The sequence below is a fragment of the Nonomuraea cavernae genome (genome assembly GCF_040655715.1).
Taxonomy (GTDB): domain Bacteria; phylum Actinomycetota; class Actinomycetes; order Streptosporangiales; family Streptosporangiaceae; genus Nonomuraea; species Nonomuraea cavernae_A.
Window position 1 is genome coordinate 1 of record NZ_JBFAKL010000022.1, and the last position, 23723, is coordinate 23723.

The 23723-nt window shown below is 70.4% G+C and carries 19 protein-coding genes; all 19 read left to right on the plus strand.

The genetic code is table 11. From position 1 onward, the window contains the following. Nucleotides 1-450 precede the first annotated feature (450 nt). The 19 genes from AB0I38_RS28065 to AB0I38_RS28155 all read left to right on the plus strand — a co-directional run bounded on the left by AB0I38_RS28065 (nucleotide 451) and on the right by AB0I38_RS28155 (nucleotide 23722). A complete protein-coding gene (locus AB0I38_RS28065; protein ID WP_358481666.1) occupies nucleotides 451-1740 on the plus strand; it encodes a bifunctional folylpolyglutamate synthase/dihydrofolate synthase in 1290 nt (429 codons plus the stop codon). After that, nucleotides 1737-2081 carry a DUF4233 domain-containing protein gene (locus tag AB0I38_RS28070; protein ID WP_358479985.1) on the plus strand — a complete coding sequence of 115 codons (345 nt, stop codon included), beginning with the start codon at nucleotides 1737-1739 and terminating at the stop codon, nucleotides 2079-2081. Before AB0I38_RS28065 ends, AB0I38_RS28070 begins: the two co-directional genes overlap by 4 nt. A gap of 74 nt (nucleotides 2082-2155) precedes the next feature. Beyond that, the gene (locus AB0I38_RS28075) at nucleotides 2156-4318 is read left to right on the plus strand and encodes a hypothetical protein (protein ID WP_358479989.1); all 2163 of its coding nucleotides are present in this window, start codon (nucleotides 2156-2158) and stop codon (nucleotides 4316-4318) included. A gap of 270 nt (nucleotides 4319-4588) precedes the next feature. Next, nucleotides 4589-4999, plus strand: a complete 411-nt coding sequence (gene ndk, locus AB0I38_RS28080) for a nucleoside-diphosphate kinase (protein WP_189129154.1) — start codon at nucleotides 4589-4591, stop codon at nucleotides 4997-4999. A 257-nt stretch (nucleotides 5000-5256) separates the two neighbouring features. Next, nucleotides 5257-6288, plus strand: a complete 1032-nt coding sequence (locus AB0I38_RS28085) for a rod shape-determining protein (protein WP_358480002.1) — start codon at nucleotides 5257-5259, stop codon at nucleotides 6286-6288. Next, nucleotides 6288-7175, plus strand: coding sequence for a rod shape-determining protein MreC (mreC, locus tag AB0I38_RS28090; RefSeq protein ID WP_358480018.1), 888 nt, complete (start codon nucleotides 6288-6290; stop codon nucleotides 7173-7175). The genes AB0I38_RS28085 and mreC overlap by 1 nt, the downstream gene beginning before the upstream one ends. After that, nucleotides 7172-7636, plus strand: a complete 465-nt coding sequence (gene mreD, locus AB0I38_RS28095; RefSeq protein ID WP_358480029.1) for a rod shape-determining protein MreD — start codon at nucleotides 7172-7174, stop codon at nucleotides 7634-7636. The genes mreC and mreD overlap by 4 nt, the downstream gene beginning before the upstream one ends. After that, nucleotides 7633-9678 (plus strand): penicillin-binding protein 2, encoded by a 2046-nt coding sequence (mrdA, locus tag AB0I38_RS28100; RefSeq protein WP_358480040.1) that lies wholly within the window; start codon nucleotides 7633-7635, stop codon nucleotides 9676-9678. Before mreD ends, mrdA begins: the two co-directional genes overlap by 4 nt. After that, nucleotides 9675-10841: a rod shape-determining protein RodA gene (gene rodA, locus AB0I38_RS28105; protein ID WP_358480047.1), complete on the plus strand. Its 1167-nt coding sequence runs from the start codon at nucleotides 9675-9677 to the stop codon at nucleotides 10839-10841. Before mrdA ends, rodA begins: the two co-directional genes overlap by 4 nt. 54 nt (nucleotides 10842-10895) lie before the next feature. Continuing rightward, nucleotides 10896-12806 carry a TIGR03960 family B12-binding radical SAM protein gene (locus AB0I38_RS28110; RefSeq protein ID WP_358480055.1) on the plus strand — a complete coding sequence of 637 codons (1911 nt, stop codon included), beginning with the start codon at nucleotides 10896-10898 and terminating at the stop codon, nucleotides 12804-12806. A gap of 151 nt (nucleotides 12807-12957) precedes the next feature. Then, nucleotides 12958-13734 (plus strand): TIGR03936 family radical SAM-associated protein, encoded by a 777-nt coding sequence (locus AB0I38_RS28115; RefSeq protein WP_358481678.1) that lies wholly within the window; start codon nucleotides 12958-12960, stop codon nucleotides 13732-13734. 143 nt (nucleotides 13735-13877) lie between these two features. Continuing rightward, the gene (locus tag AB0I38_RS28120; RefSeq protein ID WP_358480058.1) at nucleotides 13878-16556 is read left to right on the plus strand and encodes an Rne/Rng family ribonuclease; all 2679 of its coding nucleotides are present in this window, start codon (nucleotides 13878-13880) and stop codon (nucleotides 16554-16556) included. A 227-nt stretch (nucleotides 16557-16783) separates the two neighbouring features. Further along, a complete protein-coding gene (gene rplU, locus AB0I38_RS28125) occupies nucleotides 16784-17086 on the plus strand; it encodes a 50S ribosomal protein L21 (RefSeq protein WP_049575732.1) in 303 nt (100 codons plus the stop codon). A 15-nt stretch (nucleotides 17087-17101) separates the two neighbouring features. Continuing rightward, nucleotides 17102-17359 (plus strand): 50S ribosomal protein L27, encoded by a 258-nt coding sequence (gene rpmA / locus AB0I38_RS28130; protein ID WP_012893687.1) that lies wholly within the window; start codon nucleotides 17102-17104, stop codon nucleotides 17357-17359. 174 nt (nucleotides 17360-17533) lie between these two features. Then, the gene (gene obgE / locus AB0I38_RS28135) at nucleotides 17534-18886 is read left to right on the plus strand and encodes a GTPase ObgE (protein ID WP_358480065.1); all 1353 of its coding nucleotides are present in this window, start codon (nucleotides 17534-17536) and stop codon (nucleotides 18884-18886) included. A gap of 30 nt (nucleotides 18887-18916) precedes the next feature. Beyond that, nucleotides 18917-20035, plus strand: coding sequence for a glutamate 5-kinase (gene proB / locus AB0I38_RS28140; RefSeq protein WP_358480081.1), 1119 nt, complete (start codon nucleotides 18917-18919; stop codon nucleotides 20033-20035). 129 nt (nucleotides 20036-20164) lie between these two features. After that, on the plus strand, nucleotides 20165-21445 hold the full coding sequence (locus tag AB0I38_RS28145) for a glutamate-5-semialdehyde dehydrogenase (RefSeq protein ID WP_358480099.1): 1281 nt from the start codon (nucleotides 20165-20167) through the stop codon (nucleotides 21443-21445). 66 nt (nucleotides 21446-21511) lie between these two features. Then, on the plus strand, nucleotides 21512-21688 hold the full coding sequence (locus AB0I38_RS28150) for a hypothetical protein (RefSeq protein ID WP_358480105.1): 177 nt from the start codon (nucleotides 21512-21514) through the stop codon (nucleotides 21686-21688). A gap of 81 nt (nucleotides 21689-21769) precedes the next feature. Then, a complete protein-coding gene (locus AB0I38_RS28155) occupies nucleotides 21770-23722 on the plus strand; it encodes a serine/threonine-protein kinase (protein WP_358480118.1) in 1953 nt (650 codons plus the stop codon). Nucleotide 23723: the final 1 nt, after the last annotated feature.

A 23723-nucleotide genomic window follows, 5' to 3' on the forward strand; every position in this document is an offset into this window, starting at 1 on the left:
ACTGCACTCGGGAGGGTGTGGGAGAGTAGGTCACCGCCGGACAATTGTTTGAGGAGGGCTCCACCGTTTGGTGGGGCCCTTCTCGCGTTTACGGGCTGTGTTGGGCGGGCTCCAGTCGGGGCCTTTTTTGCGTTACGGGGGCGCCATTGCAACCGTCCGCCTGGGCCCAGGGAAGGGGCCTTTTCGTTTGTGCTGGATTTCGTGTTCAGAGGGGTGGGCCGGTCCTTGAGAAGGCGTCTTCCGGTGCTGCCTCCGTGACAACGGATGGTGCCGGCGTTGGAGATGCGCAACGGGGCCGGTGTGATTCGAGCTGATGCTGCCGAGGCGATTCCGTGGCTCCCGATCGAGGGCTGTACGGCCATATGCCGCATGGGCTGGCGCAAGGTGGGGAGCGGTCTGTGCGGTCAGTAGGGTTGAGGGGTGGACTATCGTGCGGTTGAACGCGCGATCATGGAACGAGGCGTCGAGTGGCAATTCGAGCCGACGCTCGACAGGATCGCGGCTCTCATGGATCTGCTCGGCTCGCCCCAGCGTGCATACCCTGTCATTCACATAGCGGGCACCAACGGCAAGACGAGTACGGCGCGGCTCACGGAGGCGCTGCTCAAGGAGCGCAACCTGCGTGTGGGGCGCTTCACCAGCCCCCACCTGGTCTCGATGCGCGAGCGCATCACAGTCGACGGCACGCCGTTGAGCGAGGAGCAGTTCGCCCAGGCCTATGAGGAGATCGCGCCCTACGTCGACCTGGCCGACACGCAGGGGCGGCGCATCCAGTTCTTCGAACTGCTCACGGCCATGGCGTTCGCGGTGTTCGCCGACACCCCGATCGACGTCGCGGTGGTCGAGGCGGGCATGGGGGGCTCCTGGGACGCCACGAACGTCGCCGACGGCACGGTCGGCGTCATCACCCCCATCTCGCTCGACCACACAGACCGGCTCGGACCCGACATCGCGAGCATCGCGGGGGAGAAGGCCGGCATCATCAAGCCTGAGGCCACCGCGGTGCTCGCCCAGCAGGAGCTTGAAGCGGCGGAGGTGCTGATGCGGCGGGCCGCCGACGTGGGCGCGGTCGTCGCCCGGGAGGGCCTGGAGTTCGGAGTGCTCAGCCGTGAGATCGCGTTGGGCGGTCAGCTGATGACGCTGCGCGGCCTCAAGGGCGTCTACGACGAGGTGTACCTGCCGCTCCACGGCGCGCACCAGGCGAGCAACGCGGTCACCGCACTGGCCGCTGTGGAGGCGCTGAGCGGCGGTGACGACCCGCTCGACATCGAGCTGGTACGGCAGGCGTTCGCGGAGGCGTCGTCGCCGGGGCGGCTGGAGGTCGTGCGGCGCAATCCCACCGTCGTGGTCGACGCCGCGCACAATCCCGGTGGCATGCAGGCCACGCTCGAGGCGATGCACGAGGCGTTCGACTTCGCCAAGCTGATCTGCGTCGTCGCGGTCATGCGCGACAAGGACGTCCATGGGCTGCTCGAGCTGCTCGAACCCATGGTCGACGAGATCGTCGTCACCAGAAACTCCTCACCGCGGTCGATGGCTCCGGAGGAGCTCGCCGAGCTGGCCACGCCCCTCTTCGGAGAAGATCGCGTACACCTGGTCGAGCGCCTCGACGACGCCATCGACAGGGGCATCGCGATCGCCGACGCACAGGGCGAGTTCAGCGGCACCGGGGTGTTCATCGTCGGGTCCGTGGTGACCGCAGGCGATGCCCGCCATCTGATGAAGGCGGAAGGCTCATGATGAGCTTCCAGGTCACACCGGGTATGCGCCGGCTCGGCGCGAGTGTCCTCGGTATGGAGGCCATTGTCGCGGGCCTCGTCACACCGGTGGCGATCAGTGTCGGCGGCGTCGAGCCCGCCGTGGCGGCGACGGTCGGTCTGGGACTCGCCGTGCTCTGTGTCGTCGCGGCCGGGATGCTCAAACGGCCGATCGGCTACATCCTGGGCAGCGTCGTACAAGTCCTTGCGATCGGTACGGGGTTCCTCGTATCGGCCATGTTCTTCCTCGGAGCGATCTTCACGGCGCTCTGGATCACCGCGATATTCGTCGCTCGCCGTGTCGAGGGCGTGACTTCCCGCTAAAGTCGGCCTACATGGCCGTCCCCCCGATTCAGCGGTCCCCCAGAGCGCCAGCCCCGGGACCCACCGCGGGCGTCATGTACCCGTGGTTGCTCGACACCGTGCTCGCGTTGCTCATCGTGGCGGCGCTTCCCCTGGCGATCGTCGCGATCCCCAACACCGTCTCCGTGGTCGGCGCCCTGCTGCCCGAGGGCTTCGACCGGCTCGAGCTCATGCGGGCTCACGGGCTGGCGCTGCCGGCGATGATCCTGACGGTGCCGCTCGCGTCCGTGGCGCTGGGACGGATGAGAGTCGCCTACGTCCTGGTCGGCGGGCTCGCGCTGCTGGCGGTGGCCGACGCCGCCGGCGGCTACGCCGGGTCGACGTTCCTGGTCGGCGTCCTGCGCGTGCTCCACGGCATCGGCGCAGGACTGCTCATCCCGGCCACGCTGGTCGCGGTCTGGCAGCGTCCGCCGGTGCTGCGGGCCATCTGGACCGGCATGCTCTCGCTGAGCCTGCTCGCGGCCCAGGCGCTCGCCCTGTGGCCGCTCGACGGCATCCACAACTGGAAGGTCACTCTCCAGCCGTACCCCATGCTGACCGGCATCGCGCTGGGGCTCGCGGCCGCCTACCTCGTCGTCTGGCAGTTGCACGGCCGTCAGCCCGCGGCCGCGCCGCGAGCCAGCGAACGCAGCCGTCTGCTGCTCGCGACCGTGCCCGCGGCGGGCATCTCGGTCCTAGCCATCAGCACCGCGACCGATGACTGGCGGGCCAACCTGGTGATCGTGGTGGCGGTCCTGGCGGTGGGCGCGCTGCTCGCGCTGGCGTCCACCGGCGCCCGGGAGGGCCGTACCTTCGCCTACACCATGGTCGCGGTCGGCACCGTGCTGCTGCCCAGTGTCGCCCAGATGACCTATGTCGAGATGAAGGGGCTGGGCGGGCCGGGGCTGAAGGGGCTGTGGATCCCGTTCGTCGTCGCGGGCCTGCTCGCGGTGGCCGCCGCCGTGGTGGTCCGGCTGTTCGCGGGGGCGGCGACGCGGTGGCTCACGCCCTTGGGGTTGCTGGCCATGGTCGTCGGTCTGTGTTCGGTTCGCGTGGTGGTGCCCGCCCCGCAGGGGCTGGTGATGATCGTGCCGTTCACTCTGCTCGCGGTCGGCGCCGCCGTGGCCGTCACCGCCGCGCTCGGCAAGGCAGGGCTCGGGTCCGCCCTGTTCGGTCTGGCGCTGTGCTTTCCCGGGGTGCTCGCGGGCTATCTGCTCGGCACGGGAGTGCAGATGGCGATGCTGCGCGGGGTGACGTCGACGCAGGAGCTCGTCGACCGGTTCGTGGGCGCTCTTCATCTGTGGGCGTTGATCGGTGGCTTCGTCGTGGTGGTGGTGATCCTGCTGGCCTCACTTCTGGCTCGCCGCGCATCTGTCGCCGACGACGGCTCCTCTGCTGCGGCTGGCGGCGGTTCGGTGGAGGAGATCGATCCCGTACCGGTGCCGGACGGGGCGGCGGTGGTCGCGCCGAGCGGTGAGGACGCCGCTGGGCGGGATGTCTCGGCGTCCGGCGACCGGCCGGTTCCCACGGTGGGCTCCCAACGAGGGACGAAGCCGTCCACGAAGGCCGGTTCCGCCGGGGAGCCTGCGCGACCCGTCGAGGATGACGAGCCGACGGGAGCGCTTCCTCGCGTTCCCTCTCCCATGATCAGCGATTCCCGTATCTCCGAGGGGGCACCCGATGAGGGTGGGGAGGCGCCTTCCCCGGTTCGGCGGGCCGGTAGGCGGAGTTCTTCGTCCGCGACGCCGCCGGTGAGCAAGGGAGCCGCTGGGTCCGGGGCACCCGATGGAGGCGGGCGATCGGCGTTGGAGACGTCGCAGGTGGGCGGGACGGAGTCGTCGTCCTCCGAGAGCGAAAGCGTCGGCGGCGTGGCTGGTGGAGGCGCGGGAGTGGGCGGCTCCGATGATGGAAGTAAGAGGGCTGGCGGGGGCGCGGGCTCTCCTGAGGTCAGGTGGGACGTGAAGGCTGGTGCGTCCTCTGAGGGTGGGGAGGAGACGCCTACGGCGACGTCGGGGGATGAGAAGCCCGGCGTGACCCGTGAGGGCAAGGGCGTTGGGCGGTCTGGAGCCGGTCGTGGGCGTGGAGCACGCCCGGGGGCTGAAGCGTCCGTACCACGCCAGGGTGGACCTGAGCAGGGGGATGCGCCGACCGAGTCCACGGGCCCGCTGCCGCCGGTGCCGCCTCCGACGCCGTCGCCGGAGGACGACGGATCTCCGTAGGTCGAGCCGGTCAACGACGATTGTCCGTCATCGGTGGTCGCCGCGGGTTTCCGCAGGGCTCTGCGGGGTCCTGCCGGGGCCCGGTTCCGATGCTGGTTCGGGGGTTGGACGCGGGTTCGGGGAGACCGGGGTGCCGTCGTGGACGGTAAGCTGAGCCGCAGCTACAGCCGATGCGAGGTCCTCCGTGCCGCGGAGCGTTCTCACTGGAGTGATCCCGGCGCCCGGTAGCAGCATTCGCGACCCCAGACCCTGTTCGAAGGAGAACCTCAAGTGTCCGAGCGCACTCTTGTCCTGATCAAGCCCGACGGGGTGAAGCGCGGCCTCATCGGTGACGTGATCGCCCGCGTCGAGCGCAAGGGCCTCAAGGTCGTGGCGATGGACCTGCGCACCCTCGACGTCGACACCGCCAAGGCGCACTACGCCGAGCACTCCGAGCGCCCGTTCTTCGGCGAGCTCGTCGAGTTCATCACTTCGGCTCCGCTCGTCGCCATGGTGCTGGAGGGCCCGCGTGCCGTCGAGGCGTTCCGCGCGCTGGCCGGGCTCACGGACCCGGTCAAGTCGCCTCCCGGCACGATCCGCGGTGACCACGCCCTGGAGATCGGCGAGAACGTCGTCCACGGTTCCGACTCGGCCGAGTCGGCCGCCCGCGAGATCAAGATCTTCTTCCCGGACCGTTTCTAGCGTTTCCGGAGGTTCGTCCCTCCCGGCCACGCTTCACAGGTGCCCGCCGGCCACAGTGCCGCGCGGGCACTTTTGCGTTCAAATGGAATTTCTAGGGCGTAGGGGGCATTCGACCGCAAAAGAGGACTTTACGGAGGGGCGGAAGTTTTTTGTAGGGCGCGTGGGCTCATTCCAAGTGCCCCGGGGTACGTACCGTTACGATTCGAATTCGATCCGTAGTCATTATGCGTACGACATTACGGAAGGCTCCGTTCCCCATGGGCAGCAAGCTCGCTTTTCTCGGCCGGGACATGGCCGTCGACCTTGGCACGGCCAACACCTTGGTGTACGTGCGCGGTCGGGGCATCGTGCTGAACGAGCCGTCGGTCGTCGCCATCAACACCGCGACCGGCAAGATCGTGGCGGTGGGCGTCGAGGCCAAGCGCATGATCGGCCGCACCCCTGGGAACATCGTGGCCGTTCGACCGCTCAAGGACGGGGTGATCGCGGACTTCGACGTCACCGAGCGGATGCTGCGATATTTCATCCAAAGGGTGCATAAGAGGCGCCACTTTGCCAAGCCGCGCATCATCGTCGCGGTGCCCAGCGGCATCACCAGCGTCGAGCAGCGGGCCGTGAAAGAGGCCGGTTACCAGGCCGGAGCCCGCAAGGTCTACATCATCGAGGAGCCGATGGCCGCGGCGATCGGCGCCGGACTTCCGGTGCACGAGCCGACCGGCAACATGGTCGTCGACATCGGAGGCGGCACCACCGAGGTGGCGATCATCTCGATGGGCGGTGTGGTGGCCAGCCAGTCGATCAGGGTCGGCGGCGACGAGCTCGACCAGGCGGTGATCACCTTCGCCAAGAAGGAGTTCTCCCTCATGCTCGGCGAGCGCACCGCCGAGGAGATCAAGATGGCGATCGGCTCGGCCTGTGCCCTCGGCGAGGAGCCGCACGCCGAGGTGCGCGGCCGTGACCTGGTCAGCGGCCTGCCGAAGACGATCGTGGTGTCCGGCGGTGAGATCCGCAGGGCCATCGAGGAGCCCGTCAACTCCATCGTCGACGCCGTCAAGACCACGCTCGACAAGTGCCCGCCCGAGCTGTCCGGCGACCTGATGGACCGCGGCATCGCCCTGACCGGCGGCGGAGCCCTGCTCAAGGGCATGGACGAGCGGATCAAGGCCGAGACCGGCATGCCCGTCCACCTGGTCGAGAACGCCCTTGACTCGGTCGCGCTCGGTTCCGGCAGGTGCGTCGAGGAGTTCGAGGCGTTGCAGCAGGTGCTCGTGCCGGAGTCGCGCCGCTGATGGGAGAGTCGCGCCGCGCCCGGCTGATCCTAGGCACGCTGCTGACGGCGGCGCTGATCATTCTGACCATCGACCATCGCACCGGTGAGGGCTCGCCGTTCCAGCCGGTGCGGACGGCGGGCGCGTGGTTCTTCGGCGGGGCCGAGCAGGTCGTCGGCACCGTGGGCCGCCCGGTGAGCGACTTCCTGCACGCGGTGGCGAGCGCTCCCAGCGCCCAGCGCGACATCAAGCGACTTCAGGCGGAGAACTCCAGGCTGCGCGCCGGTCTCGACGCGAACCGGCTCGACGCGGCCCGGTCCGCGCAGCTCAAGCGGATGCTCGGCCTGGCCGGGCGAGGCGGCTACAAGGTCGTGTCGGCCAACGTGATCGCCCGGCGCGGCGTCCCCGGCTTCGAGGACGCGGTCCAGCTCGACGCCGGCACCGACGACGGCGTACGTCCCGAGATGACCGTGCTCAACGGTGACGGCCTGGTCGGCCGCGTCATTCACGTGTCCCGCAGCACCTCGACGGCGGTGCTCATCAGCGACCGGGCGTCGGCCGCGGGAGCCCGGCTGGAGGGCGGCGAGGAGATCGGCGTCGTCCACGGGGTGGGGGAGAACGGGCGGCTCGTGCAGTTCAGGCTGCTCGACTCGACCGCGCCGATGACCCGTGGAGGGCGCATCGTCAGCTTCGGCTCCCAGCGAGGCGCCCCTTACGTGCCGGGTGTGCCGATCGGAGTGATCGAGCGGGTCGAAGCGACGCCGGGCGAGCTGACCCGGGTCGCCTTCGCCCGGCCGTACGCCGATCTGACGGCGCTCGACGTCGTCGGTGTGGTCGTGGGCGCGCCCGCGCGCGACCCGAGGGACGCCGTGCTGCCGGAGCGCCCGCGTAAGGAGGGAGCGCGATGATAGGCGTGCTGATCGTGCTGGTCACGGTGCTGGTGCAGGTCATCGTGGTCAACCGGCTGGGATTGCCGGGTGGTGCCGCGCCCGACCTGGTGCTGCTCGCCGTGGTGGGCGTCGCGATGGCCCGCGGGCCGGTCGCGGGCACCGTGATCGGGTTCTGCGCCGGGCTGCTGGTCGACGTGGTGCCGCCGACGGCGCATCTGCTCGGGCAGTACGCGTTCGTGCTGGCCCTGGTCGGCTATCTGGCCGGGCGCGGGGTCGGCAGCCCCGTCACCACCGTCATCGTGTGCGTCCTGATCGCGCCGCTGCTGGCCGCCGGGCTGGGCGGGCTGATCTCCGATCCGCGGGTGACGATCGCCACGCTGACCGAGCAGATCCCGATCACGATCGTCTACACGCTCATCGCCTCGCCTGTGGTGATGTGGCTGAACGGGCGTGGCGGACAGCTGAGGTACGCGGCATGACGCGGATGCGGACCCGGCTGTTCATGCTGCACGTGCTCGTGCTGGCGCTGCTCGTGGTCCTCGCCGTACGCCTCTGGCAGGTGCAGGTGGTGCGCGGGGAGGAGTTCGTGACCAAGGCCACGGAGACCAGGACCCGCGCGGTGATCGTGCCCGCCGTCCGCGGCCAGATCCTCGACTCGGTCGGACGTCCGCTGGTGCGCAACCAGACCTCGCTGGTGGTCTCGGTCGACCGCAACGCCCTGCTGCGGATGAAGGACGGCGGCGTCGAGGTGCTGCGGAAGCTGAGCACGGTGCTGGGCCAGCCGGTCAAGCAGTTGCAGGACCGGATCAGGCCGTGCGGGCCGGGCATCTCCAAGCCGTGCTGGACCGGCTCGCCGTACCAACCGGTGCCGATCGAGCGCAAGGCCGACACCCGCCAGGCGCTGCAGATCCTGGAGCGGCAGGAGGAGTTCCCGGGCATCACCGCGGAGATCCAGTCGGTCAGGCAGTATCCGGGAGGCAAGGCCGGCGCGCAGATGCTCGGCTACCTGCAGCCGGTCACAGAGGCCGAGTTGGAGAAGCGCGAGGGGCTCAAGGCCTCGTTCTCCGGGGTCGACCTGGCCGGGCGCGACGGCCTGGAAGAGGTCTACGACGAGGTGCTGCGCGGCAAGTCGGGGCTGCGCAGGGTGCAGGTCGACCGGATGGGCAAGGCCATCGGGGTCGAGCAGCAGGTGTCGTCGCTCGCCGGCGATCACCTGATCACCAGCATCGACGCGCGTCTGCAGGAAGTGGTGGAGGGGGCGCTGCACAGGGCGATGAAGGGCGCGCCGAAGGCCGACGGTGGTGCGGCCGTGGTGCTCGACGCGCGCACGGGGCGGGTGCTGGCGCTGGCCAGCGCGCCCAGCTACGACCCCGCCGTCTGGGCCCACGGCATCACCACGACCGGCTACAAGCGCCTGCTGTCGGAGGAGTCGGGCAAGCCACTGGTGTCGCGGGCCATCAACGGGCAGTTCGCGCCCGGCTCGACGTTCAAGGTGTCGTCGGTGGCGTCGATGTTGCGGGCCGGCTATCCGCTCAACGGCACCTACGACTGCCCCGGCTCCTACATGGTGGGCGACCGGGCGTTCAACAACTTCCGCGGCATCGGCCTGGGCACGCTCTCGCTGCACACGGCACTGGTCAAGTCGTGCGACACGATCTTCTACCGGTCGGCGTACGAGCAGTATCTGCGCGACGGAGGGCGCAGCCCGAAGAAGAACGCCAAGGAGGTGTTCGCGAACACGGCGCGGGCGTTCGGGTTCGGCAAGCCGACCGGCATCGACCTGCCGGGAGAGTCGTCAGGGCGCATCCCCGACCGGGCCTGGAAGAAGAACATGTGGGCCCTGACCAGCGCCACCAACTGCAAGCGGGCACAGACGGGCTATCCGGAGGTGACCGACGCCGCGCGGGCGGCGTTCCTCAAGCTGCTGGCTCAGGAGAACTGCGCCGAGGGGTTCGTGCTGCGGCCCGGCGACTCGGCCAACTTCTCCATCGGGCAGGGTGACGTGCTGGTGACACCGCTCCAGTTGGCCAGGGCGTACGCGGCGCTGGTGAACGACGGCAAGGTGCGCAGCCCGCGCATCGGATGGGCGCGGGTGCGGCCCGACGGCACTCTGGTCGAGAAGTACGACGTGCCGGTGGTGGGCAGGCTGCCGATCAGCGAGAAGGAGCGCCTCTACATCAAGAACGCGCTCAGCCAGGTGCCCTCCGACGGCACCGCGGCCGGCGCGTTCAGCGGGTTCCCGATGGACAAGATCAGCATCGGCGGCAAGACCGGCACCGCGGAGGTCTGGGGCAAGCAGGACACCTCCTGGTTCGCCTCGTTCGCGCCGACCAGCAATCCCCGGTTCGTCGTGGTCGCCATGGTCTCGCAGGGCGGGATGGGCGCGCAGACCGCGGCGCCCGCGGTACGGGAGATCTACGAGGGGATCTACGGCATCAAACGGCAGGCCGTGCTGCCTGACGGGAAGCCCGCCACCAAGCTGCCGAAGTTCTCGCCGGACGGGACGGTGGCGGGCGGATGACCACACGGGCGGTGGTGGGCGCGCGACGGTCGTTCGCGCGGCGGGCGGTCGGAGCGCAGTCGGCGGTCTGGCGGCTCGACGGCGTGATGCTGGTCGCGGTCGCCGCGCTCTGCGTGATCGGCACACTGCTGGTGTGGTCGTCCACCAGGACCTGGGCGCCCGGATCGACCGGACTGGTCAAGAAGCACATCCTCAACCTGCTCATCGGGACGCTGCTGTGCGGCGCGGCGGCGATGATCGACCACCGCGCGATGCGCGCCTACTCGCCGCTGGTGTTCCTGCTCAGCCTGACCGGCCTGGTCATGGTGATCACCCCGCTGGGCGCCACGATCAACGGGTCGCACTCGTGGATCCTGCTCGGCGGCGGGTTCGCCGTGCAGCCGTCGGAGTTCGCCAAGCTCGGCCTGCTGCTGATCATCGCGATGCTGCTCGCGCAGCCCGCCGAGGGCAGTGACCGGCCGCGCGACCTCGACGTGGTGCTGGCCCTGGTGGCCTCGCTGCTGACGATGGGGCTGGTGATGCTGCAGCCCGACCTTGGCACCGCGCTGGTGCTCGCGGTCATCACCGCCGCCGCGCTGATCATCGGCGGGGTGCGCAAGCGGTGGATCGCCCTGCTGGTGCTGGTCGCGGGCACCGGGGTGTTCTCGGTGTTCCACTTCCAGATGCTGGAGCCGTACCAGGTGGCGAGGTTCACGGCCTTCGTCGACCCGGGAGTCGATCCGCGCGGCGTCGGCTACAACAGCACGCAGTCGCTGATCGCGATCGGCTCGGGGCAACTGTTCGGCAAGGGGCTGCTGGGCGGCGGGCAGACCACCGGCAGGTTCGTGCCCGAACAGCACACCGACTTCATCTTCACCGTCGCCGGGGAGGAGTTCGGCTTTCTCGGCTCGGTCACCATCGTGCTGCTGCTGGGCGTGGTGCTGCTGCGCGGCCTCAAGATCGCCAGGCAGTGTGACGACCGGTTCGGCATGCTGGCCGCAGGGACGATCGTCTGCTGGTTCGCGTTCCAGACGTTCATCAACGTGGGGATGACGATCGGGATCATGCCGATCACCGGCCTGCCGCTGCCGTTCGTGTCGTACGGCGGCACCGCGACCTTCGCCAACCTGATCGCGGTGGGGATCCTCCAGTCGATCCGGATCCGGGAGCAGTCGTTTGACTAGAAATGTCCGAGTCCTCGGACCTGCCATGCGCTGACCGCCGCTACGCTGGGTTTCATGCCTGTCGAGTCGATTTTCCACCGCCTGGAAGCGCTCCTGCCCAAGGTGCAGAAGCCCATCCAGTACGTCGGGGGTGAGCTCAACTCGACCGTGAAGGACTGGGACTCCGCCGACGTTCGCTGGGCGCTGATGTATCCCGACGCCTACGAAGTGGGCCTGCCCAACCAGGGCGTCGCGATCCTTTACGAGATCCTCAACGAGCTGCCCGCGACCCTGGCCGAGCGCACCTACGCCGTCTGGCCCGACCTTGAGGCTCTGATGCGCGCCGAGGGAGTGCCGCAGTTCACCGTCGACGGCCACCGCCCGGTGCGGGCCTTCGACGTGCTCGGTTTGTCGTTCTCCACGGAGCTCGGCTACACCAACATGCTGACCGCGCTCGACCTCGCGGGCATCCCGCTGATGGCCGTCGATCGCGGTGAGGACGACCCGATCGTGCTGGCGGGCGGCCACGCGGCGTTCAATCCCGAGCCGATCGCCGACTTCCTCGACGCGGCCGTGCTGGGTGACGGGGAGCAGATCGCCATCGCCATCAGCGAGGTCATCCGCGAGTGGAAGGCCGAGGGCAGGCCGGGCGGGCGCGACGAACTGCTCATGCGGCTCGCCGAGTCGGGCGGCGTCTACGTGCCCAAGTTCTACGACGTCGACTACCACCCCGACGGCCGGATCAAGCGGGTCGCCCCCAACAGGTCCGAGGTGCCGTGGCGGGTGCACAAGCACACCGTCATGGACCTCGACGAGTGGCCCTACCCGAAGAAGCCGCTGGTGCCGCTGGCCGAGACCGTGCACGAGCGGTTCAGCGTGGAGATCTTCCGGGGCTGCACCCGGGGCTGCCGGTTCTGCCAGGCGGGCATGATCACCCGGCCGGTGCGCGAGCGGTCGATCACCACGATCGCCGCCATGGTCGACAACGGCGTCAAGGAGTCCGGCTTCAACGAGGTCGGCCTGCTGTCGCTGTCGTCCGCCGACCACTCCGAGATCGGCGAGGTGGCCAAGGGCCTGGCCGATCGTTACGAGGGCACCAACACCTCGCTGTCGCTGCCCTCGACCCGGGTCGACGCCTTCAACATCGACCTGGCCAACGAGTTCTCCCGCAACGGCCGCCGCTCCGGGCTGACGTTCGCGCCCGAGGGCGGGTCCGAGCGGATGCGCAAGGTGATCAACAAGATGGTCACCGAGGAAGACCTGATCCGCACCGTCACCACCGCCTACTCCCAGGGCTGGCGGCAGGTGAAGCTCTACTTCATGTGCGGGCTGCCCACCGAGACCGACGAGGACGTGCTCGGCATCGCCGACCTGGCCAAGAAGGTCATCAAGGCGGGCCGCGAGGCCACCGGCTCGCGCGACATCCGCTGCACCGTGTCCATCGGCGGTTTCGTGCCCAAGCCGCACACGCCGTTCCAGTGGGCGAGTCAGGCCGATCACGAGACCGTCGACCGGCGGCTCAAGGCGCTGCGCGACTCGTTCAGGGGCGACCGCGAGTACGGCAGGGCCGTCGGGTTCCGCTATCACGACGGCAAGCCGTCCATCGTGGAGGGCCTGCTCTCGCGAGGCGACCGCAGGGTCGGCGCGGTGATCAGGGCCGTCTGGGAGGACGGCGGTCGTTTCGACGGATGGAGCGAGCACTTCTCCTACCAGCGCTGGATGACCTGCGCCGAGAAGGCCGGCGTCGACATCGACTGGTACACCGTGCGCGAGCGGGAGGAGAACGAAGTCCTGCCTTGGGACCATCTCGACGCCGGGCTCGACCGCGAGTGGCTCTGGCAGGACTGGCAGGACGCCGTCTCCGGGGCCGAGGTCGAGGACTGCCGGTGGACACCGTGCTACGACTGCGGGGTCTGCCCGACCATGGGCACGGAGATCCAGATCGGTCCCACAGGGCGCAAACTGCTGCCTCTCACGGTGGTCTGACCGCGCTCGGTGGCCGGTCCATGCCCCGCCGTACATGATCCTGGTCCTGCGGGCCTGGGAGCGGCATATCCTGGGACGAAGGAACTCTGAACACGGGAAGGACGATACAGCTCTGAAACCTGTTCCCGATGGGCCTCCGCCCGCGCCTACGGTGCAGCGCCTGCGTGTGCGCTACGCCAAACGCGGCCGCCTGCGCTTCACCAGCCACCGCGACATCTCGCGGGCCGTCGAACGAGCGGTTCGTCGTGCCGGCATTCCGGTGGCCTACAGCGCGGGCTTCTCACCTCATCCGAAGATCTCCTACGCGGGGGCCGCGCCGACCGGCGTGGCCAGCGAAGCCGAATACCTCGAGATCGGCGTCACCACGCCGTGCGACCCCGAGCGTGTCCGGGCCGATCTGGACGGCTCGCTGCCGCCCGGTCTCGACGTGCTCGTCGTGCTCGACGTCGCCGAGGCAGGCCCCGGAGGGCTGGCCGACCGCCTGGAGGCCTCCGAATGGGAAGTACGGCTGCCCGGCGCGGATCGCGAGCTCGCGGGGGTGGCGGTCGAGAAGTTTCTCGCCGCCGACGCCGTGGAGGTCGAGCGCCTCACCAAGAAGGGCCTGCGCCGTTTCGACGCGCGCGAGGCCGTGGTGAGGCTCGTGATGCCCGAGGGGACAGAGAGAACCGCAGCTCAAGTGCATGGACAGTCGTGTGTCATACTGCGCATGGTTGTTCGGCACATGACTCCTGCCGTTCGACCTGACGATGTGCTCACAGGGCTGCGCCTTGTGGCCGACTTCGCGCCGCCGGTCCCCCCCGAGGTGACCAGGCTGGCGCAGGGGCCGCTCGACGCCAGCACCGGTGCGCTTGCCGACCCGTTCGACCTTGACCGCGAGACTACGCGCGGCGGCGAAGCGGGACCGGCGGGTGAGCACGTCGTCGGCTAAGGGAGTGCCTTGCGCGAGCCGGGCACGACCGCTGACAGGACTTGGCGCCCATGCCCCCTGGCGGGGACGCGGGCGGACAACGAGACACGATGGCTCCTGCGCGGCGCGGCGACGCGCCCGGGGGCTGACGGGAGAGCGCCCGCATGCTCGAGAACGAGCCCAACACCGGGGCCACTGGCCCCGACGGCGAAACATCTGAACAGAACAAGGTGACCAAGCGTCGCCGTGCCGCGAGCCGGCCGGCGGGGCCGCCACCGGAGATCCCCGACGAGCCCGTTCCCGCGCCCGTGACGGTCGCGGCCGCCCAGGCGGAGCAGCCGGTCCAGGCTCCGGCCTCACCCCCGGCTCCGGCGGAGCCGTCCGCGGTCGTCGAGAGCCCGGCCGAGGCCGCGGTCGCGGAGGCCGTCGAGGAGGCGCCCAAGCGCACACGGACGCGCTCCACGGCCACCGCGCCGCGCCGCCGCGCCACCAAGAAGGCCGCCGAGGCCGAGGTCGCCGAGGCCGAGCCCATGGGCGCGCCCGAGGCGGCCGCCGCCGTGACGGAGGAGGCCGAGCCGGCTCCGCGCCGCCGTACTCGCAAGAAGGCCGAGCCCGTCGCGGCCGCCGCGGTCGAGGAGACCCCGCCGCAGGAGGAGGTCCTGCCGGAGGAGGACATCCTGGAGGTGCTGCCGGAGGACGAGCCGCTCGACGACGAGCCCGCCGGCGAGGACCTCGACGAGGAGGTCGACCGGCGCAGCCTGCTGTCCGACCCGTTCGGCCTGTCGGTGCGCCGGCACGACCAGCCCGGCACCGGCTTCCAGCGCCCGGCGGCCATTTTCGCGCCGCTGTTCCAGGCGCCCGACCCGAGCCAGGCCAAGCCCGTACGCCCCGAGCCGGAGCCGGTCGCCGAGCAGGAGGAGGAGCTCGCCGACGAGACCGTCACCGACGACGAGAGCGCGGAGGACGAGGACGAAGGCGAGGGCGGCAGCCGTCGCCGTCGCCGCCGCCGTGGCGGCCGGGGACGCGGCAAGGCGCGTGAGCGTGACGAGTCCGATGAGTCCGACGAGTCCGAGGACGAGGGAGACGAGGAGCAGGCCGAGGAGTCGCGGGAAGAGGAGATGACCGGCTCGCGCCGTCGTCGTCGCCGTCGCCGTCGCGGTTCCGAGGAGGTGGCCGAGCCCGCGGTCGACGACCCGCCCAACACGGTCGTGCGCATTCGCGCGCCCCGCGCCGGCCGGGCCGCCTCGCACGACGTCTCCGCCGACGGCGTGCAGAGCGTGCGCGGCTCCACCAGGCTGGAGGCCAAGAAGCAGCGCCGCCGCGAGGGCCGGGAGCTGGGCCGCAGGCGGCCGCCGATCATCACCGAGTCCGAGTTCCTCGCCCGGCGCGAGTCGGTCGACCGGATGATGGTGGTGCGCCGCCAGGGCGACCGCACGCAGATGGCGGTGCTGGAGGACGGCGTCCTCGTCGAGCACTACGTCAACCGCGAGGCCAGCCAGTCCTACGTCGGCAACGTCTATCTCGGCAAGGTGCAGAACGTCCTGCCGTCGATGGAGGCGGCGTTCGTCGACATCGGCAAGGGCCGCAACGCCGTTTTGTACGCCGGCGAGGTCAACTTCGACACCGCGGGCCTGGAGGGCCAGCCGAAGCGCATCGAGGTGGCGCTGAAGTCGGGCCAGTCGGTGCTCGTCCAGGTCACCAAGGACCCGATCGGTCACAAGGGCGCCCGCCTGACCTCGCAGATCAGCCTGCCCGGCCGCTACCTCGTGTACGTGCCGGACGGCTCGATGACCGGGATCAGCCGCAAGCTGCCCGACAAGGAGCGCACCCGGCTCAAGAGCATCCTGAAGAAGGTCATGCCGGAGAACGCCGGTGTGATCGTGCGCACCGCCGCCGAGGGCGCCTCCGAGGACGAGCTCGCCCGTGACGTGGCCCGGCTGTCGGCCCAGTGGGAGAACATCCAGAAGAAGGCCAAGTCGGCCAGCCCGCCCGAGCTGCTCTCGGCCGAGCCCGACCTGACCGTCCGTGTGGTGCGTGACGTCTTCAACGAGGACTTCACCTCGCTGGTCGTGCAGGGCGAGGGGGCGTGGGAGACGGTCGACGAGTACGTCAACTACGTCGCGCCCCACCTGGCCGAGCGGCTGACGCGCTGGGACTCCGAGCAGGGCGACGTGTTCGAGTCGTACCGGATCGACGAGCAGCTGGCCAAGGCGATGGAGCGGAAGGTCTGGCTGCCGAGCGGTGGCTCGCTGGTGATCGACCGCACCGAGGCGATGACCGTCGTCGACGTCAACACCGGCAAGTTCACCGGGCAGGGTGGCAATCTCGAGGAGACTGTCACCCGCAACAACCTGGAGGCGGCCGAGGAGATCGTCCGCCAGCTCCGGCTCCGCGACATCGGCGGCATCATCGTCATCGACTTCATCGACATGGTGCTGGAGTCCAACCGCGACCTCGTGCTGCGGCGGCTGCTGGAGTGCCTGGCGCGCGACAGGACCAAGCACCAGGTGGCCGAGGTGACGTCGCTGGGTCTCGTCCAGATGACCCGTAAGCGGGTCGGACAGGGCCTCCTGGAGGCGTTCTCGACGCCGTGCGACTGCTGCAACGGCAGGGGTCTCATCGTCTCCACGGAGCCGGTGGAGGCCAAGCCGGAGCCGCGTGGCACGCAGGGCAAGATGGCGGTCGAGAAGGCGGTGTCCGAAAAGGTCTCCGCGGCGAAGGACTCCGCTGGTCGTGATACTGTGACCGGTGCGCTTGAAGACGTCCCGGTCGAGGACGACCAGGCCAGTCAGACTTCCGGCAGAGGGCGGCGACGCTCTCGCCGAGCCAAGTCCGCCGACTAGCCAAGCGCTGTTCGGCGGACTGTCCGACGATCCGCCGGTTCGCCTAGGGCACCGTTAATCCGGTACTCTTGTGGATCGGTGCGTCAGGTGACGTGCCCTGTTGGCGCGCCCACTAGGTTCGTTGGGTTTTCAGACAGGACTCGGGTGTGGGCGCAGCACTCGGCGGTCAATGGCCGTTCCTTCGGGATGGTCGAGGTTGCAACAGCAGACAGCAGAAGGGTTCCGCGGTGTACGCGATCGTTCGTTGCGGCGGCAGGCAGCAGAAGGTCTCCGTCGGTGACGTCCTCGAGGTGGACAAGGTCGCCGGCGAGGTCGGCTCTTCGGTTTCGCTGCCGACGGTGCTCGTCGTCAACGACGGCGATGTGACCACGGAGGCGGGCAAGTTCACGGTCAGCGCCGAGATTCTCGGCGAGACCAAGGGCCCCAAGATCCGGATTCTCAAGTACAAGAACAAGACCGGTTACAAGAAGCGCCAGGGTCACCGCCAGCGGTACACCCAGGTGAAGATCACCGGTATCGACCAGGCCTGATTCGGAGTTTGAGAGATGGCACACAAGAAGGGCGCGTCGTCCACCCGGAACGGCCGTGACTCCAATGCTCAGCGCCTGGGCGTCAAGCGCTTCGGCGGCCAGCTGGTCAACGCGGGCGAGATCATCGTCCGTCAGCGTGGCACCCACTTCCACCCCGGCGACAACGTCGGCCGTGGTGGCGACGACACGCTGTTCGCGCTGGCCGCGGGTCACGTGCAGTTCGGCGTCAAGCGCGGCCGCAGGGCCGTGAGCATCGTCCCAGTCGCGGAGTAATCCGCCACCGGAGAGCGTTGACAAGGGGTGGATCGGTGCGATCCACCCCTTTTCGCGTTCGTAGCCCCCTTGCGTGGTGCGGAGACCGGCGGGTTCGCGGTCCGGCACCGGCAGGCGAGGGGCTGAGGAGCATCAGAGAAGAAGCCTCGTCAGGGGCGTAAGGGAGAGGCGGAAATGCCGGACTTCGTGGACCAGGTGGTTCTGCATGTCAGGGCCGGTGACGGAGGAAACGGCTGCGCCTCCATCCACCGTGAGAAGTTCAAGCCCCTCGGCGGCCCCGACGGCGGCAACGGCGGGCGGGGCGGTGACGTGATCCTCGAAGTGGATCCCAACACCGCGACCCTGCTCGACTATCACCGCCGCCCGCACCGCAAAGCCGACAACGGCAAGCAGGGGCAGGGATCCAACCGCGACGGGGCGGGCGGCGCCGACGTCGTCCTGGCGGTGCCCAACGGGACCGTGGTCAAGGACGCCGGCACCGGGGAGGTGCTGGTCGACCTCATCGGCGTCGGCACCCGTTACGTGATCGCGCAGGGCGGGCACGGCGGGCTGGGCAACGCCGCGCTGGCCTCGACCAAGCGCAAGGCGCCCGGGTTCGCGCTGCTCGGAGAGCCCGGTGACGCGCTCGACGTCATGCTGGAGCTCAAGAGCGTGGCCGACGTGGCCCTGGTCGGCTTCCCCAGCGCGGGCAAGTCGTCGCTGATCGCCGCGCTGAGCGCCGCTCGGCCCAAGATCGCCGACTATCCGTTCACCACCCTCATCCCCAACCTGGGCGTGGTGACGGCGGGCGAGACCGTGTTCACCGTCGCCGACGTGCCGGGCCTGATCCCGGGCGCCTCCCAGGGCAAGGGACTGGGGCACGAGTTCCTGCGACACGTCGAGCGGTGCGACATGCTCGTGCACGTCATCGACTGCGCGACCATGGAGCCCGGCCGCGACCCCGTCACCGACTTCGAGGTGATCGAGGCCGAGCTGCACGCCTACGGCAAGCTCGAAGGCCGGCCGCGGATGGTCGTGCTGAACAAGGCCGACGTGCCCGACGCGCGGGAGCTGGCCGACCTGGTCAAGCCCGAGTTCGAGGAGCGGGGGCTGCGGGTGTTCACGATCTCCGCCGCCACCCACGCCGGGCTGCGCGAGCTGACCTACGCGATGGGCGAATGGGTCGCCGCCGCCCGGGCCGCCAAGCCGGTCGAGGAGCCCACGCGGCTCGTGATCAGGCCCAAGCAGCTCGGTGATGCCGGGTTCTCGGTGCGCCGGGTCAACGACAACCTGTTCCAGGTCACCGGCGAGAAGCCCGAACGCTGGATCAGGCAGACCGACTTCAGCAACGACGAGGCCGTCGGCTACCTGGCCGACCGGCTGGAGCGGCTCGGCGTGGAGGAGCAGTTGGTCAAGGCCGGCGCCACCGCGGGAGCCGAGGTGGTCATCGGGCCCATGGAGGGCGGCTACGTCTTCGACTGGCAGCCCACCCTCAACGCCGAGTCCGTACGTCAGGGACCACGGGGTTCCGACCGCAGGCTGGCGTAGGGGTTCCGAGGGCTTGGGTAGGGTTTTGTCGTGCGAGATCGGATCAGCGCAGCGTCGAAAGTGGTCGTCAAGGTCGGCTCCTCGTCGCTCACCACCCCGCAGGGCGTGATCGACGTCGACCGGGTCGACGCGCTCGTCGACGTCCTGGCCGCGCGTCGGCGTGCCGGCACGCAGCTCGTACTGGTCTCCTCGGGAGCGATCGCGGCCGGCCTCGGCCCGCTGGGGCTGTCCGCGCGGCCACGCGACCTCGCCACGCAGCAGGCCGCCGCCTCGGTCGGCCAGGGCGTGCTCGTCGCGCGCTACACCTCCTCCTTGGCCCGCTACGGCCTGCGCGTCGGCCAGGTGCTGCTGACCGCCGACGACATGATGCGCCGCGCCCATCACGCCAACGCCCAGCGCACCCTCAACCGGCTGCTGGAGCTCGGCATCATGCCGATCATCAACGAGAACGACACCGTCGCCACCGACGAGATCCGTTTCGGCGACAACGACCGGCTGGCGGCGCTGGTCACCCATCTGATCCACGCCGACGCGCTGGTGCTGCTGTCCGACGTCGACGCGCTCTACGACGGGCCGCCGAGCCGGCCGGGGTCCCGGCGGCTGGCCGAGGTCCGCGGGCCCGAGGACCTCGCCGGGGTCGAGCTGGGCAGGAACGGCGCGGGTGTGGGCACCGGCGGGATGGTCACCAAGGTGCAGGCGGCGCGCATCGCCACCGGCGCCGGGGTGCCCGTGGTGCTGACCGCCGCCGCCCACGCGGCGCAGGCGCTGGCCGGAGCCGACGTCGGCACCTACTTCCATCCCGGCGGGCGCCATCCCGGCACCCGGCTGCTGTGGCTGGCGCACGCCACGACCGGGCGGGGGCGGCTGCTCCTCGACCACGGCGCGGTCGAGGCCATCGTGGGCCGGCGCATGTCGCTGCTGCCGGCCGGGGTGACCTCGGTGGAGGGCGAGTTCGCCGCCGGAGACCCGGTGGACCTGTGCGGGCCCCAGGGCGGAGTGGTGGCCCGGGGCCTGGTCAACTTCGACGCGGTCGAGATCCCCGGGCTGCTGGGACGGTCCACCCGCGAGCTGGCCAGCGAGCTCGGTCCGGAATATGAACGCGAACTGATCCACCGTGACGACATCGTCATACTGGAGTCCCACGGTTAGTCGCTCGCCCGGTGAGACCAGGAGGAGCCTGTGCGGCTCCGTTCTGGCGGAGGAGAGCAGGGGAGCGGCCGGAGTGGCAAGGGATGAGCGGGGCCCGAAGAGCCCCGAGCAGCGGAGCGGAGCGAAGCGATGAGTACAGAGTTCCTGAAGGTGGCCCGTGCGGCACGAGAGGCCGCCGCCGAGCTGGCCCCGCTGCCGCGGGCGCCCAAGGACCGGGCGTTGCGTGCCGTCGCCGACTCCCTGGTCGCACGCGCCGCCGAGATCGTCGAGGCCAACGCCGCCGACGTCGAGCAGGCCAGGGAGCGGGGCACGTCCGAGGCGATGATCGACCGGCTGCGCCTCGACGAGGCCCGGGTGACGGCCATCGCCGAGGCCGTGCGCCAGGTGGCCGACCTGCCCGACCCGGTGGGCGAGGTGATCCGCGGGAGCACCCTGCCCAACGGGCTGGAGCTGCGCCAGGTCAGCGTGCCGCTGGGCGTGATCGGCATCATCTACGAGGGTCGTCCCAACGTCACCGTCGACGCCGCCGCGCTCTGCCTCAAGAGCGGCAACGCCGTGCTGCTGCGCGGCTCGTCCAGCGCCTACTCCTCCAACACCGCGCTGGTGCGGATCATGCAGGAGGCGCTCCAGGAGACCGAGGTGCCCGCGGGCGCCGTGCAACTCGTGCCGGGCCTCTCGCGTGACTCCGTCAAGGAGCTGATGCGGGCTCGCGGTCTGGTCGACGTGCTGATCCCGCGGGGCGGCGCCTCGCTGATCAACTCGGTGGTCGAGGAGTCCACCGTGCCGGTGATCGAGACCGGTGTGGGCAACTGCCACGTGTACGTGGACGCCGACGCCGATCCGGACCTGGCCGTGGAGATCCTGGTCAACGCCAAGGCGCAGCGGCCGTCGGTGTGCAACGCGGCCGAGACGTTCCTGGTGCACGCCGACATCGCGGAGACGTTCGTGCCCAGGGCGCTCGCGGCGCTCAGCGACGCCGGGGTGACCGTGCACGGCGACGAGCGGATCGGCCGGTTCGGGGAGGTCGTGCCCGTCACCGAGGACGACTTCTACGCCGAATACCTCTCGCTCGACATCGCCGCCGCCGTCGTCGGCTCGCTGGAGGAGGCGGTGGCGCACATCCGGCGGTACGGCTCGGGGCACACCGACGCCATCGTCACCCGGTCCCAGCGGGCCGCCCGCAGGTTCGTGTCACTGGTCGACTCGGCCGCCGTGGCCGTCAACGCCTCCACCCGGTTCACCGACGGGGGTGAGTTCGGGTTCGGCGCCGAGATCGGCATCTCCACCCAGAAACTGCACGCGAGGGGCCCGATGGGGCTGCCTGAATTGACCTCCACCAAGTGGGTCTATACCGGTGAGGGCCATCTGCGCACGTCCGAAGGCACGGTCATCGCTCGGTCAGCGGACTGACCGGATCGGGTAAGGCTGCGGTGTGTCGGCCCGTCCGGCGGCCGCGGCCCGGTTTCACTGGCCCGCATGCAGATCGTCATCGCTCTGGCCTTCGCGGCCGTCGTGCTGTTCGGTGCTGATCGCCTGATGCTCTGGCTGGAGAGCCGCGGCCACGTCCGCTGGCGCAGGAAGGGCCGTAGAGACCTGTCGCTGGAGCCGCGGGCGACGCTCGACAGCCTGCTCGCGGAGTCGTCTCGCCGGTAAAGTCTCGGCGCGCCTCAGACGTAACCTGCCGTCCCACCGCTAGAGTTGTGTCCTTATGGGTGCGCCGAGCAGGGAGGGACGGTGACCAAGCTCGGCAGGGTCGGACCGTATACCTTGCTCGAGCGGCTTGGCCGGGGTGGCATGGGCGAGGTCTATCTCGCCAGTGCCCGACGGGGCGAGCGGGTCGCGCTCAAGGTGTTGCATGACCTCGTAGAGGATGACTCGTCCCGCATCCGGCTGGAGCGCGAGGTGCGTGCGCTTCGCCGGGTCGAGAGCCCCTACGTCGCCAGGGTGCTCGACGCCGACCTCGACAGCCCCCGTCCCTACCTCGTCATGGAGCACATCGAGGGCGCCACCCTGCTCGACCGGGTACGGCACAGCGGCCCGCTCAACCTCGCGCAACTGGTCGAGCTGGCGCAGGGCATCGCCACGGCGCTGGCGATCATCCACGCGGCCGGGGTCGTCCACCGTGACCTGAAGCCGGCCAACATTCTCATGGGGGCCGAGGGGCCCGTGCTGATCGACTTCGGCATCGCCCAGGTGATCGACGCCACCCGGCTGACCATGACCGGCACCTTCCTCGGCACCCCCGGCTACACCGCGCCCGAGATCTTCGCCGACGAGCAGGTCGAGTCGCCCGCCGACGTGCACGCTTGGGCCGCGACCGTGGCGTTCGCCGCGACCGGGCGGCCGACGTTCGGGCGGGGCACCGCCGAGGCGCAGATGTACGCCGTGCTCAACGGGCAGGCCGACCTCAAGGGCGTGCCCGTGGCGCTGCTGCCGCTGGTGCGGGCCGCCCTCAACCGCGAGCCCGGCAAGCGCCCCACGGCCGCGCTGCTGGCCGATCGGCTGGCGCGGCTGGCCAAGGCGACCGGGGCGCCCGATCCCGACCCGCCGGGCCAGCGGGCCGCGCTCGCCGACGGCCGCACGGGTGACGACGCCGCGTCCCGCTCGACGGGCGGTGACGCCACGCCGCGTCCCGGCCGGGGGCGCGTGGCCGATGGCAAGGTTCCGGCGCCGCGGGGGCGGGCCAGCACGGATGGGGCGGCGCGGAGCCGTACCAATGCCGATGGGCGTGGCGCGGGGGAGGCGCGTGGCAGGGGCGCGGCCGAGGCGCGTGGCCGGACGTCCGCGGACGAGCCGGGGCGTGGGGGCGGCGCCGACGCCCGGGGACGCGCGGCCGCCTCCGCCGACGACGCGGGGCGCGGACGTGGCGCCGCCGCCGAAGCGCCCGGCCGGGGCCGGGCCGCCGCCGAGGGAGCACGCGGTCGTACGGCCGCCGAGGGTGTGACGCGTGGTCGTCCGACCGCCGACGGGGCTGCGCGGAGCCGTACGGCGACCGAGGGGGCGGCGCGGCCTCGTACGGCCGCCGAGGGGAAGGTGCCCGCGCCGCGCGGGCGGGTGAATGACGCCAGGGTCCGGGCTCGTACGGCGGAGGCCGCCAAAGCGGGACGGGCCCGGACCAAGGCGGCGACCGGCGCGGCCAAGCAGCGCCGCGCCGAGTCGGGCGCCACCACGCTGCCGGCGGGCAACACGGCGCTGCTGCTGCTGGCCGTGCTCGCCGTGCCGTGTGTGGTGGCGTCCGTGATCTGGCCGATCGCGACCATCGTCATCACCACGGTGTTCGTGGTGCTCATCAGGCTGGTCTGGATGAGCCACTGGATGGTGCGCAAACGCGCGTCACGGCGGTGGCGGACGACACTGCGGGTGCTGTTGTTCCCGTTCGCGCTCGCCGGGTCGGCCGTGACCGCGGTGGTCTGGCCGGGTGTGCCCGTCTCGGTGGCGGCCGGCGGAGCGCTCTGGCTCATCGGCGGCGGTCAGATCGCCGCCGACTGGTGGCAGCAGCCCGCTCCGGTCACCGCCGCGGGCGTGGTGTTCGGCATGCTGTGCGGCGGCATCACCGGCCGCGAGATCGAGCGGATCGGCGAGCGCCTGCCGGAGCTACGCCGGGAGGGACTGCGCGCACTGGCCGTGCTGGGCGGGTTCGTCGCCCTGTGCGCGGCTGCCGTGCGCGCGATCGCCCTGCTGCTCTGAC